Below are 12,392 nucleotides of genomic sequence, written 5' to 3' on the forward strand. Positions count from 1 at the left end.
ATCAAGAAATGGTTCTTCTTGTCACCACGGCCAGTGCCCCGGGTACGCCAGAAATACGCCCACACAGATCGTGGGCGTCGTAACTAGTGGTTCAAGGGGCTGGCGGTGTGACCGACAACCCCTGACCTGTCTGATTCGGGACTCGACATGCCCCAAACTCTACATGCCTTCAATGGTGAGCGGTCTGGACAGATGCTTCTTGAATCAGCACGGTGTCATTGCGCGCGGGGGCAGAACAACGTCCCTGGACATCACACCTAGTCGACACTGATGATTTCGACGATGAACACCGTGACCGCGACCCAAGCGAACTGCTCGTGATGCTTCAGAGGCTTCGTCCCGTTCATGAAGATCTCGTTGTTACGCATGGGGATGCATGCCTGTCCAACTTGATTGTGGACGAGGACCGCTTCTCTGGCTTCATCGACTGCGGGCGGTTGGGAGTTGCCGACCGTCACCAGGACCTCGCGCTAGCAACGCGGGACATAGCCGAGCAACTCGGCCAATCATGGGTGCCCTTGTTCCTCGACCAGTATGGGATCGAGGACCTCGACCCGGCACGGACACGGTTCTACCGGCTCATGGACGAGTTCTTCTGAGGGTTCGCTGCAAAAACAAGCCGATCCAGACGCGGCTACTTCTGCTCGCGCACGGGGCACCTTCCTTCGCGTAGTAGTGGATCAGCGGCGTCGAGAGCCGGCGCGGTCGGCGTCTGCGGCCGCGAACGAGTACACAAGGTACTTGTAGCCGTCGCCGGCGCTCATCATCCGCATCGAGACCGTCATGCGCAGTAGGTGAGCGAACATCGCGCGCTGCTTTGCCGTCATTGCGGACATGCTGTGTTTGGTCAGTATTGGTCGTGAGGTCGCGTAGGGCACGTGAAGGACGGTCGACACGAGATGATAGAGGCATGTCGTCTCCCTCGATGCCACTGACCGGATTGCTTTCCGATTGCTCGGTGTGGGCGCGCGTCACCGACGGCGAGTCAGGCGCGATTGTGCTGCGTCACGTGTCCGGGGAACGGTTCGCCAAGGTCGTCTCCGTTGCTGATGCGCACACGTTAGAAGGCGAGCGCGATCGGATCGAGTGGCTGTCGACCACCGGGATTCCCGGCCCCAGCGTGCTCGACTGGCGCATCACCGAGCACGGCGCCTGCCTCATCACCAGCGCCGTCGCGGGCGTCCCGGCTGACCGGCTCGACCCGGCCCATCTCGCTCAGGCATGGCCGTCGATCACCGACACCCTGGTCCGGCTGCATAGCATCCCCGCCAGCACGTGCCCGTACGGCAGAACGCTGGACGAGATGATCACGCTGGCCCGCGCGACCGTCGTCGAGAACCGGGTCCACCCCGAGTTCCTGCCCCAGCACCTCATCGAGACCCCGCCCGCGGTGATCCTCGAAAGCTTGGAACGCGACCTCCCTTCCCGCCAGGAACAAGAGGACGCCGACAGGGTAGTCTGCCACGGAGACTTCTGCCTCCCCAACATCCTTATTGACCCTGATACCTCGCTCGTGGCCGGGCTCATCGACCTCGGCCGACTCGGACAGGCAGATCCCTACGCCGACATCGCGCTCCTGCTGGCGAACGCTCGCGAGACCTGGCCCAACGAAGACACGGCCCAATGGGCGGATCACGACTTCGCCTCCCGGTACGGCATCGCCCTTGACCCCGACCGCCTGGACTTCTACCTTCGACTCGACCCGCTGACCTGGTAGACCATGCTCCGCGTATGCTGAAACCGTAGAAAGAAGCCGTTCAAGACCGGACTGCTCTTGCTCTCCCACGGGGTGGTGTGCTCTGGGAAAGAGCTCCATCAGAGTGGGCGACCAAAGTGCGTGAGGAGCGCTGAGAGTCCCACGAAGACGATCTTTTCGGCGTCTGCGTCATGGTAACCGGCGTGGAGTCTCGCGTACCGCGGAGCGATCCCGGTACGCGACCGGAGCATGCGACGCTCTCTCAGTGATCGGAGCCGTGCTCGCGCTGGCAATGACGAGGTTCGACAGTGCATAGGCCGCACCCAGCGGGTCTTCTGCGCCACTGTCGACGAGTAACTCACACATCCCCTCGGACAAACGCACGTAACTAGGGCCGCGAGAAGGAAGCATCGCTATTGCCTGACACGCCCACCGATGCTTGACCAGATGCCGGTGGTAGGTCAGCATCACCTTCGCGAGCTTGTCCCCTGCGACCGCTTGAGCAACATCGAGGTCATCGGCGAGAGCCACACCAAGGGCGAGATCGAAGAGGTCATCGATCGAGCCGACTCGCGAGTACGAGCTCGCCGGCGTGACAGGCAGCCAAGTCCCTACAGCATGCAGGGTGAGTGCGCGCAGTCGCCCCCATCCAGCAGAGCTGCGGCGGCAGGTGCGGCAGCGTCGATGTCGACGGCGCGTCGACGTTGGACGGGTTTCTGATGCTCCCCGTAGTTCACGCGCCGCATCGCCCACTTTCTTCTTCATCGTCGTTGGCTTGGTCTGGCGCATCTGCGGTTCCATTGATTGTCGTTTTCTTTTACGGTCGTCGCCTCCTCAGCGACGTGCCGGTTGTGTGGTTCCTGCGGCAACCGTGTGGAGCTGATCGAGGAGAACGGTTCAGTTAAAACGCCCCTGCTTAAACGATTGCCGGTGTGATGGCGCCGGTGGAGTCATGGTAAACGTCGCAGATAGCGCGCGGTCGGTGATCGGGCTGCGCCACCAGGGGCCACCCTTCGCTCCAGTGACTCCGCCGCAGAGTCACTGGAGCCGGTAACTCTGGCGCAGGCCTAGCTCGCCTCAAGTCAGACTGTGCGCTGCGGGTGCGACCCGGGCGAGAGAGGCCCGGTAGCTGCTCGGCGTGAAGCCGAGAACGGATCGGAAGTCTCTGGTCAGATGAGCGTGATCGGCATAGCCGACTTCGTGAGCCAGCTCAGTCAGGTCGCGAGCCGGGTTGTGGCGGAGCTTCTCGGCAGCTTCTTGGAGCCTACGGCGACGAATCAAGAACGCCGCTGAAACACCAACGTACTTGGCGGCGAGTCGTTGCACGGTCCGCGTCGAGACGTGCAGATGCGCAGCGAGATCAGTGACGCTGCACAGCGCCGGATCGGATTCTGCCGCCTCGAGCATCCGATTGGCGAGTAGCGCCTCACCGCTCGGATCTCCCAGTCGGTTCAGCAGCCATTCGGAGAAGGCGGCTACTGCTGCGCCTCGGCGGTCACTCCCGGAACCCTCGCCGCGCATCGCGGAGCGGACCGCGACCGTGAGTTCCACAGCGTCGATCATCCGCGAGCCATCACGGAGCGATGCCACATCGGCTGCCAGCAAGGGCACCGCGGCGGGGCGAAGCAACGCACCCATCGCCCACCCGCTCCCCGTCAGGTCGCGGTAGGACACGCGGGTGGTGGGACCGGAGATTTCGGTCACGGCGTCGCTGACGACGAGGTTGCACGCCGGGTACCCGATCACGTGCTGGCGTGAGGTGCGTCCGGGTTCGAGGTTCCATTCAGGAATCCAGAACCACCGCACGTACGCCGCAACGTCACCCGTGACCGTCTCACGATGAAATGTGGGGAGGCTGCCCGGGTGCAGCACTCCGCGCGAGATTGCCGGATGTACCATCACCCCAACAACTCTACCGAGTGAAGGTGGCGCAAATCTTCAAGTGCGAGCCCAGCCGCGTCCGTACTATCTAACCTATGGCAACAGCAGCGAATGGCGAACACACCGACCACGGCACACCTAGGGGCGCGAGTAGCATCACGCCCTTCATTGCACTCCCTCAAGCCCGTGAAGCGATCGAGTTCTACCGAGACACGTTCGGCGCGCGCGTGGTCGACGTCACCGAGATGGGCGGCGTCATCGTCCACTCCGTGCTCGACTTCGGGCACGGCCTTCTGCAAATTGGTGAGCCGATGCCTGACTACCATCTCGTGGCTCCACCGGAGGGCGAAGACGACTGCTATTCACTTGGACTGTACGTCCAGGATGTGGATGCTGTCGTCGCCGCGGCAGAGGCAGCCGGAGCGGTCATCCGAGAACCGGTCTCCGACTTCGTATCCGGCGACCGATTCGCGAGCATCCGCGACCCTTTCGGCATCCGATGGTCGATCATGACCCGCATCGAGGACATCTCTGAGGACGAGAGTGCTCGCCGCGTCGCTGACTGGGCGGCGTCACAGCAGTCGTAACGAAGGTGGGACTGCGGTGCTAACTCCGCCACGTTAAGATCTTGACGAATGAGCGACATCGAATGTTGCTCACCACTGTCCACGGCACCGACAAGATCCTTAGCTGTAAGAGGCCAGGACGTCGTTGTGCGTGATGGTGTCCCGAACGCGGCCGGTCTGCCGTCGTGCGCTCCATGCGGCCGGTGGTAGTTGTAGTGCACGTTCCAACTCTCCAGCGCTCTCTCGCGCTGGAGTTCTGAGGTCCAGATTCTGGCGTAAAGGAACTCTTCCGCCTTGGCCCGGTTGCGGCGCCCGACTTTGTCGTTGTACTTGGGCGTATACAGCCGCGTTCGCCTGTGGTGCCGCGCAGGGCTGTTGCGAAGGCGGACGAGCGATAGCAAGCGCCGTTGTCGGTGATGATCCGTTCGATCTTCATGATGCCGTGCTTGGCAAACCATTCGCGGGCGCGGTTCAAGAACGCGACGGCGGTGGCAGCTTGTTCGTTCTCCAGTGAATTCGGTGTACGCGAGACGCGTGTGCCCGTCGATCGCTGAACGCAGGTACGCGTACCCGGCTCGCGCTCCGCGGGTCTTCGCGCGGGAAGCCGCCCTGGCTTCGGAACTGTTCTTCCCGTGCACCCGCCAACCACCGCCGTCGGTGATGCGACCGACCTTCTTCACGTCCAAATGGACCATGTGCCCGGGGTGCTTCGCGGTGATCGTCCTGATCTCCCGATTCGTCTCGCCGTTCGGGTCAATGAACCGCCGGCGATTCAGCCTGAGTTGAGCCAGGTGCCGGGTGATCGTGCGTCGACTGACCGGGCTTCGGTCCGCACCGAGCTCATAGGCAATGCGGGATGCCGACCACTTCTCCTCCCGGCGCAGCTGCTCGATCCGCGCCGCAGTCTCGCCGGGAGTCGCGGTCGGCTGCCGAACCGGGGCAGACGAGCAATCAATCAACCCGGTCTCGCCGAACTTACGGTGCCGGTTCGCCCACTTCGAGACGGTCGCCCGCGAGATATCCATCTCTGCGGCCACATGCGCATCGGGCGAGTGTGACAACGTTCGATGAGCCGCTTGCGACCTTCGGGAGTGAGAGAGGCGTCCGGTGGGTTGTCGTAGCCGAGGGCAACCTGTCTCCTCTTACGGACGTGGAGAGTTCGGTCACGAAACGTTGATGAGGCGCCGAACCGTGTCGTACGCCGGTTTGGGTGTGTAGTCGTCGCGGAGGAGCCCGAATCCGTTCTGCCAGTTACCGTCGCTGATCCCGTCACGGAGCGAGAAAAACTCGTACACGCTTACCTCACCGGTCGCGGCCACAGCCTCGGCGACGGCCTTCAGGATGCGCACCTGCTTTGTCTCGTCGCGGGTGAGGCCGGTGGGCCAGCCGGTCTCGGTCACATGGATCGGCGTTTCTTCGGAGATTCCGGCGTCGCGACTGACCTCGCGCAGCGTGTGGATGAGGAACTGTGCTCCAGCGCCGACTTTGTCCTCCGGGATGGGGCTGAAGACGTCGGGGAACATGTCGAGGCCGATGAAGTCGAGCCGCGCGGTCGAGTCCGCGCCCAGTGCGTCGACCATTTTGGTCCAGAACGCCGGGTCGGCGACGCCGGCCCCGTTGACGCCGATTTGAACGTTCGCGCCCAACTGTTCGCGTTCTTCGAGCCCGGCTGCGACTCCCGAGGAGACTGCCTCGAAGCAGCCTGGGAAGCCGCCGTCCTGTGGGTACGGCACGTTGAGTTCTTCGCCGACCTGGACTTTCCCGCCACCCCATTTGGCAACGTCTCGAACTGCCTGGCGCACGAATTCTGCGTATCCGACAGGGTCAGGGTCGGCAGCGCGATAGCACGCCGTGAGATCGATCAGCCGGCCCGTCCCGGTGTAGTTCCCCGGATTAGCCGGAGTAGCAGCCACACCGGGTTCTGGCGCTCCCGAGCCCCGGTAGTGCCGGTAGCAGCGGATATAGAACTGCGCCGCCTTACCCTGCAGGCGGTTCAGTGCGACGCGTGTACGTTCGACGTCTTCTTGTGGAGTCTTCAGCGGAGTCAGGTCCACCAGATCCGCCGCGGCCACACCGGGCCAGATTCCAAACAGCATGACAATCTCCTTACTAGCCGTATACGGTCAATGTTCACTCTAGCCGTATACGGCTATGTTTGCTAGCGTGGAGCGATGCCAACGAACGCGCTCGCCAACCCGCTCGTGCTGCCCATTCTTGGACTGGCGGCCGAGCAGCCCCGGCACGGCTACGCCCTTTTCAGTGAGCTCCGCTCCCGCTACGCGTACATCGGCGCGCGCAACTCGACCGTCTACACACTGCTCAACACACTCGTAGAGGCCGGTTGGCTGCGCTCGAAGCCGACAGACGCAGATCGACAGACGTTCCAGCTGACCGCCACAGGCCGACACGCTCTGGCCGAGCGAGTCGAGTACGAGCTCAGGGACGGCGCACTTGGCGACCGCACTGCATTCATGACGGCGCTGGCTTATCTCGGAATCCTCTCCCCGAAGGACGCGGCCGCCGCCCTGCAAAGTCGCGTCGACCGCATCCGTCAGGAGCAAGACTGCCTTGAAAGTGCGCTTGACGAGGCTGGAAGCGTCCCTGAGCTACACATGATCGAGACCCATTACTACCGAGACCAGCTCGGCCACGAACGCTCATGGCTCGACGCGACCGTCCGTCGGATCCGTTCCAAGACCCTCGCCTGGCCGAGCCGATAGTTCGCTGGCGCCAGCCTCGCGTCATGGCGACGCCCATTCACCCTTCGGCACCGGCGCACGAGCTGCCGTCAACAACCTCACGGCTCACAACACTCTTGTATGAGGCCATGACGTTGTTGAAGCGTGCCGGTGCTGCAGAGGCAGGCGGTTGCCCTTCGTGAGCGCTGTGGGGACGGTGATAGTTATAGGGCCGGTTCGATGTTTCCAGCGCGGCAGCGCGTTCGGCTTCTGAGCGCCAGATGCGCGCGTAGAGGAACTCTTCGGCGAGGATCCGGTTGTAGCGCTCGACTTTGCCGTTGTGTCGAGGCGTGTATGGCGTGATGCGCTGGTGTCGGCTGGTCCCGACCGCTTCGCGGAAGGCTGCAGATCGGTAGCAGGAACCGTTGTCAGTCACGACGCGCTCAATCCGGGTGATGCCGTGCGCGGCGAGCCAGGCTCTGGTCCGCCCGAAGAGCGCGACGGCAATGACGGACCTCTCATCCGGTAACGCTTCTATGTAAGTGAGTCGGGTGTGTCCGTCGATGGCGGAATGTAGGTAGATGTACCCGGTCCTCGTGCCACGGGCCTTCGTGCGGGCGACAGCTTTGGCTTTCTCGCTGCCTTTGCCATGCACACGCCACCCGCCGCTTTCCTGCTTCGGAATTGCGATCCTCGGTCCGTGTGAACCACGCGGCCGGCCACATCGCCGCGCCTGGCGGCAGCGTTGTTGAGCGCCGTCACCGCGAGCCGGGACTTCATCCTGGAGTCGATCGAGTAGCCCACGATCCGGTTGGAGTAGACGTCCTTGATCGCGCAGACGTAGATCTTCCCTTCGGCCGTCTTGTGTTCTGAGATGTCCGAGAGCCACAGCTCGTTCGGAGCGTCGGCCCTGAACTCGTGCCGGATCACGCCGTGCTTGTCGACCACCGCGCAGAGGTCGTCGTGGACCGGCGGGCCGGGCTTCTTGGCCTTGCCGCGCTTGGGCTTCCCGAACACCGACCACCAGCCCAGCTGCGAGCAGATCCGCCACGCCGTCCGCTCGGCCATCACCTCCCCGGCCTCCTTCGCTTCATCGAGCAGAAACCGGTAGCCGAACTCCGGGTCGTCGCGGTGGGCGTCGAACAGGACGTTGGCGCGGTAGGCCTGCTCGAGCTCGGCGTCGGTGACCGGGCTCTGGAGCCGGCTCTGTTGCAAAGATTGGCGGCAGTCAGAGGTAGGCTGTCGCTCTGCGCCGATCAGGCGGCTGCTGCGAAATGGTGGTTGAGCATGCCCATGGCCTCCGTCAGCGCCGAGGGCCCAATGCCAAAAGCTCTCTCCACAAGGCGCACCTCGCCCCTGATGCCGGGCTGCAGGCACCAGGGGCGAGCCTGTCCTTTGCGCAGGGCTCGCATGACTTCGAATCCCTTGATCGTGGCATAGGCCGTGGGGATCGATTTGAAACCGCGCACCGGCTTGATCAGTATCTTGAGCTTTCCGTGATCGGCCTCGATCACGTTATTGAGATACTTCACCTGCCGGTGGGCCGTCTCCCGGTCCAGCTTTCCTTCGCGCTTCAATTCGGTGATCGCTGCACCATAGCTCGGCGCTTTGTCGGTATTGAGCGTGGCAGGCTTTTCCCAGTGCTTCAGGCCTCGCAGGGCCTTGCCCAGGAACCGCTTCGCTGCCTTGGCGCTGCGGGTCGGCGACAGGTAGAAATCGATCGTGTCGCCCCGCTTGTCGACTGCCCGGTACAGGTAGGTCCACTTGCCCCGCACCTTGACGTAGGTTTCATCCAGGCGCCAGCTCGGATCAAAGCCACGCCGCCAGAACCAGCGCAGCCGCTTCTCCATCTCCGGGGCGTAGCACTGGACCCAGCGATAGATCGTCGTATGGTCGACCGAAATGCCGCGTTCCGCCAGCATTTCCTCAAGGTCGCGATAGCTGATCGGATAGCGACAATACCAGCGCACCGCCCACAGGATCACATCACCCTGGAAATGGCGCCACTTGAAATCCGTCATCGTTCCGTCCGTCCAATCTCCGCCAAGCATGCTCAAGCTTCACGATTTTTGCAACAGAGCCCACACGAGTATTGAGCATAGTCGAGATTGGTGCAGATCACTTCTGATATTGAACTGTCAGGAGCTGGCTGCACAACAGCCATTACGCCCAATCAACTGGTGCAGTCGTCTTCTGAAAATGACATTTGGTATCTCTCATAAACGGATGTTTTTGAGAGAACTATCTTCGGCCTTCACACGCACGAAAGGCGGCGAAGCTCCGCCGTTAATCCGTCCGCCGGAGATCTCGCCCAGGCAGGCTGAAGGCCGAGCAAGCCTGACAGGCCCGAAAAGCCCGGCACGGGCGTCGGCGGCGATGACGGCGGCGGCATTATCCAGGGTTGATGATGGAAGTGGAGGATATCGACAACCTCTCGCGCAACCAAGACATCGCGGTCGGACTGCAAGTGATCTTGAAGCCACGGGCCCGTCCCACCCCGACATGGACCTCGATGCCCGAACGGACGTTAGATTTCGAGTTCTAGGCGTTCTGCGATGAAGGTTGGATCCCAGCCGGGATTGAAAGTGTCGACGTGGGTGAATCCGAGCCGCTCGTATAGGCCACGCAGGTTCGGGTGGCAGTCGAGCCGCAGCTTGGCGCACCCCTGCGTTCGCGCGGCATGGCGGCAAGCCTCGATCAGCGCGGAGCTGACACCCCGGCCCGCATGTGTCCGTCGCACCGCGAGCTTGTGCAGATATGCGGCCTCCCCCTTGAGGGCGTCGGGCCAGAACTCGGGATCCTCGGCCGACAAGGTGCAACAGCCGACGATGCCGTCGCTGCAACTCGCGACTAGGAGCTCGGATCTCAGGACGAAGGTCTCCGCGAATGTCCGGTCGATCCGCGCGACGTCCCAGGCGGGCGTTCCCTTGGCGGACATCCACGCCGCAGCGTCGTGCATCAGCCGCACAACCTCGTCGATATCACCCGAGCAGGCGACCCGAACGTTCGGAGGCTCCTCGCTGTCCATTCGCTCCCCTGGCGCGGTATGAACCGCCGCCTCATAGTGCAGTTTGATCCTGACGAGCCCAGCATGTCTGCGCCCACCTTCGCGGAACCTGACCAGGGTCCGCTAGCGGGCGGCCGGAAGGTGAATGCTAGGCATGATCTAACCCTCGGTCTCTGGCGTTGCGACTGCGAAATTTCGCGAGGGTTTCCGAGAAGGTGATTGCGCTTCGCAGATCTCCAGGCGCGTGGGTGCGGACGTAGTCAGCGCCATTGCCGATCGCGTGAAGTTCCGCCGCAAGGCTCGCTGGACCCAGATCCTTTACAGGAAGGCCAACGGTGGCGCCCAAGAAGGATTTCCGCGACACCGAGACCAATAGCGGAAGCCCCAACGCCGACTTCAGCTTTTGAAGGTTCGACAGCACGTGCAGCGATGTTTCCGGTGCGGGGCTCAAGAAAAATCCCATCCCCGGATCGAGGATGAGCCGGTCGGCAGCGACCCCGCTCCGTCGCAAGGCGGAAACCCGCGCCTCGAAGAACCGCACAATCTCGTCGAGCGCGTCTTCGGGTCGAAGGTGACCGGTGCGGGTGGCGATGCCATCCCGCTGCGCTGAGTGCATAACCACCAGCCTGCAGTCCGCCTCAGCAATATCGGGATAGAGCGCAGGGTCAGGAAATCCTTGGATATCGTTCAGGTAGCCCACGCCGCGCTTGAGCGCATAGCGCTGGGTTTCCGGTTGGAAGCTGTCGATTGAAACACGGTGCATCTGATCGGACAGGGCGTCTAAGAGCGGCGCAATACGTCTGATCTCATCGGCCGGCGATACAGGCCTCGCGTCCGGATGGCTGGCGGCCGGTCCGACATCCACGACGTCTGATCCGACTCGCAGCATTTCGATCGCCGCGGTGACAGCGCCGGCGGGGTCTAGCCGCCGGCTCTCATCGAAGAAGGAGTCCTCGGTGAGATTCAGAATGCCGAACACCGTCACCCTGCTGCGTAACATCGTTGCTGCTCCATAACATCAAACATCGACCCACGGCGTAACGCGCTTGCTGCTTGGATGCCCGAGGCATAGACTGTACAAAAAAACAGTCATAACAAGCCATGAAAACCGCCACTGCGCCGTTACCACCGCTGCGTTCGGTCAAGGTTCTGGACCAGTTGCGTGAGCGCATACGCTACTTGCATTACAGCTTACGAACCGAACAGGCTTATGTCCACTGGGTTCGTGCCTTCATCCGTTTCCACGGTGTGCGTCACCCGGCAACCTTGGGCAGCAGCGAAGTCGAGGCATTTCTGTCCTGGCTGGCGAACGAGCGCAAGGTTTCGGTCTCCACGCATCGTCAGGCATTGGCGGCCTTGCTGTTCTTCTACGGCAAGGTGCTGTGCACGGATCTGCCCTGGCTTCAGGAGATCGGAAGACCTCGGCCGTCGCGGCGCTTGCCGGTGGTGCTGACCCCGGATGAAGTGGTTCGCATCCTCGGTTTTCTGGAAGGCGAGCATCGTTTGTTCGCCCAGCTTCTGTATGGAACGGGCATGCGGATCAGTGAGGGTTTGCAACTGCGGGTCAAGGATCTGGATTTCGATCACGGCACGATCATCGTGCGGGAGGGCAAGGGCTCCAAGGATCGGGCCTTGATGTTACCCGAGAGCTTGGCACCCAGCCTGCGCGAGCAGCTGTCGCGTGGGCTCTGTTGCAAAGATTGGCGGCAGTCAGAGGTAGGCTGTCGCTCTGCGCCGATCAGGCGGCTGCTGCGAAATGGTGGTTGAGCATGCCCATGGCCTCCGTCAGCGCCGAGGGCCCAATGCCAAAAGCTCTCTCCACAAGGCGCACCTCGCCCCTGATGCCGGGCTGCAGGCACCAGGGGCGAGCCTGTCCTTTGCGCAGGGCTCGCATGACTTCGAATCCCTTGATCGTGGCATAGGCCGTGGGGATCGATTTGAAACCGCGCACCGGCTTGATCAGTATCTTGAGCTTTCCGTGATCGGCCTCGATCACGTTATTGAGATACTTCACCTGCCGGTGGGCCGTCTCCCGGTCCAGCTTTCCTTCGCGCTTCAATTCGGTGATCGCTGCACCATAGCTCGGCGCTTTGTCGGTATTGAGCGTGGCAGGCTTTTCCCAGTGCTTCAGGCCTCGCAGGGCCTTGCCCAGGAACCGCTTCGCTGCCTTGGCGCTGCGGGTCGGCGACAGGTAGAAATCGATCGTGTCGCCCCGCTTGTCGACTGCCCGGTACAGGTAGGTCCACTTGCCCCGCACCTTGACGTAGGTTTCATCCAGGCGCCAGCTCGGATCAAAGCCACGCCGCCAGAACCAGCGCAGCCGCTTCTCCATCTCCGGGGCGTAGCACTGGACCCAGCGATAGATCGTCGTATGGTCGACCGAAATGCCGCGTTCCGCCAGCATTTCCTCAAGGTCGCGATAGCTGATCGGATAGCGACAATACCAGCGCACCGCCCACAGGATCACATCACCCTGGAAATGGCGCCACTTGAAATCCGTCATCGTTCCGTCCGTCCAATCTCCGCCAAGCATGCTCAAGCTTCACGATTTTTGCAACAGAGCC

Annotated in this window: 12 protein-coding genes and 5 pseudogenes; 5 read left to right on the forward strand and 12 right to left on the reverse strand. The window is 62.4% G+C overall.

What is annotated here, in order from left to right; translation table 11 throughout:
* Position 1 precedes the first annotated feature (1 nt).
* Positions 2-67: a chloramphenicol resistance leader peptide gene (locus H5399_RS18685; protein WP_114118930.1), complete on the reverse strand. Its 66-nt coding sequence runs from the start codon at positions 65-67 to the stop codon at positions 2-4.
* 190 nt (positions 68-257) lie between these two features.
* On the opposite strand from H5399_RS18685, the pseudogene H5399_RS16620 reads away from it, so the two are divergent.
* A pseudogene (locus H5399_RS16620) lies at positions 258-599 on the forward strand (phosphotransferase); the annotation flags it as partial.
* 81 nt (positions 600-680) lie between these two features.
* On the opposite strand, the gene H5399_RS16625 reads toward H5399_RS16620, so the two are convergent.
* The gene (locus tag H5399_RS16625) at positions 681-827 is read right to left on the reverse strand and encodes a hypothetical protein (RefSeq protein WP_182784693.1); all 147 of its coding nucleotides are present in this window, start codon (positions 825-827) and stop codon (positions 681-683) included.
* Positions 828-925: 98 nt separating this feature from the next.
* Between H5399_RS16625 and H5399_RS16630 the strand changes: the two genes are divergently transcribed.
* Positions 926-1,717: an APH(3'') family aminoglycoside O-phosphotransferase gene (locus H5399_RS16630; RefSeq protein WP_182784695.1), complete on the forward strand. Its 792-nt coding sequence runs from the start codon at positions 926-928 to the stop codon at positions 1,715-1,717.
* A 168-nt stretch (positions 1,718-1,885) separates the two neighbouring features.
* On the opposite strand, the gene H5399_RS16635 is transcribed toward H5399_RS16630, so the two are convergent.
* On the reverse strand, positions 1,886-2,485 hold the full coding sequence (locus tag H5399_RS16635; protein WP_182784697.1) for a hypothetical protein: 600 nt from the start codon (positions 2,483-2,485) through the stop codon (positions 1,886-1,888).
* A 288-nt stretch (positions 2,486-2,773) separates the two neighbouring features.
* Positions 2,774-3,595, reverse strand: coding sequence for a helix-turn-helix transcriptional regulator (locus tag H5399_RS18690; RefSeq protein WP_182784699.1), 822 nt, complete (start codon positions 3,593-3,595; stop codon positions 2,774-2,776).
* A gap of 77 nt (positions 3,596-3,672) precedes the next feature.
* Here H5399_RS18690 and H5399_RS16645 point away from each other — a divergent pair, with 77 nt between their 5' ends.
* Positions 3,673-4,164, forward strand: coding sequence for a glyoxalase/bleomycin resistance/extradiol dioxygenase family protein (locus H5399_RS16645; protein ID WP_182784701.1), 492 nt, complete (start codon positions 3,673-3,675; stop codon positions 4,162-4,164).
* A 99-nt stretch (positions 4,165-4,263) separates the two neighbouring features.
* On the opposite strand, the pseudogene H5399_RS16650 reads toward H5399_RS16645, so the two are convergent.
* Positions 4,264-5,212: pseudogene (locus H5399_RS16650) on the reverse strand (IS481 family transposase).
* 94 nt (positions 5,213-5,306) lie between these two features.
* Positions 5,307-6,239: a hypothetical protein gene (locus H5399_RS16655; RefSeq protein WP_182784703.1), complete on the reverse strand. Its 933-nt coding sequence runs from the start codon at positions 6,237-6,239 to the stop codon at positions 5,307-5,309.
* Between the two features lie 75 nt (positions 6,240-6,314).
* Here H5399_RS16655 and H5399_RS16660 point away from each other — a divergent pair, with 75 nt between their 5' ends.
* Entirely contained in the window at positions 6,315-6,863 is a 549-nt protein-coding gene (locus H5399_RS16660; RefSeq protein WP_182784705.1) for a helix-turn-helix transcriptional regulator, read from the forward strand.
* Between the two features lie 37 nt (positions 6,864-6,900).
* On the opposite strand, the pseudogene H5399_RS18300 reads toward H5399_RS16660, so the two are convergent.
* From H5399_RS18300 to sul1, 5 genes and pseudogenes are all read right to left on the reverse strand, one after another.
* Positions 6,901-7,560: pseudogene (locus H5399_RS18300) on the reverse strand (integrase core domain-containing protein); the annotation flags it as partial.
* A pseudogene (locus tag H5399_RS17680) lies at positions 7,491-8,015 on the reverse strand (transposase); the annotation flags it as partial. The pseudogenes H5399_RS18300 and H5399_RS17680, both read right to left, overlap by 70 nt.
* Positions 8,016-8,077: 62 nt before the next feature.
* Positions 8,078-8,842 carry an IS6-like element IS6100 family transposase gene (locus H5399_RS16670; RefSeq protein WP_001389365.1) on the reverse strand — a complete coding sequence of 255 codons (765 nt, stop codon included), beginning with the start codon at positions 8,840-8,842 and terminating at the stop codon, positions 8,078-8,080.
* Positions 8,843-9,348: 506 nt separating this feature from the next.
* Complete coding sequence (locus H5399_RS16680; RefSeq protein ID WP_000376623.1) at positions 9,349-9,849, reverse strand: GNAT family N-acetyltransferase; 501 nt, start codon at positions 9,847-9,849, stop codon at positions 9,349-9,351.
* A gap of 127 nt (positions 9,850-9,976) precedes the next feature.
* Positions 9,977-10,828 (reverse strand): sulfonamide-resistant dihydropteroate synthase Sul1, encoded by an 852-nt coding sequence (gene sul1 / locus H5399_RS16685; RefSeq protein ID WP_007929940.1) that lies wholly within the window; start codon positions 10,826-10,828, stop codon positions 9,977-9,979.
* Positions 10,829-10,929: 101 nt separating this feature from the next.
* On the opposite strand from sul1, the pseudogene intI1 reads away from it, so the two are divergent.
* A pseudogene (gene intI1 / locus H5399_RS16690) lies at positions 10,930-11,511 on the forward strand (class 1 integron integrase IntI1); the annotation flags it as partial.
* A 55-nt stretch (positions 11,512-11,566) separates the two neighbouring features.
* On the opposite strand, the gene H5399_RS16695 reads toward intI1, so the two are convergent.
* A complete protein-coding gene (locus H5399_RS16695; RefSeq protein ID WP_001389365.1) occupies positions 11,567-12,331 on the reverse strand; it encodes an IS6-like element IS6100 family transposase in 765 nt (254 codons plus the stop codon).
* Positions 12,332-12,392: the final 61 nt, after the last annotated feature.

It is taken from the genome of Tessaracoccus sp. MC1627, assembly GCF_014164725.1.
In the GTDB taxonomy this organism is placed as follows: domain Bacteria; phylum Actinomycetota; class Actinomycetes; order Propionibacteriales; family Propionibacteriaceae; genus Arachnia.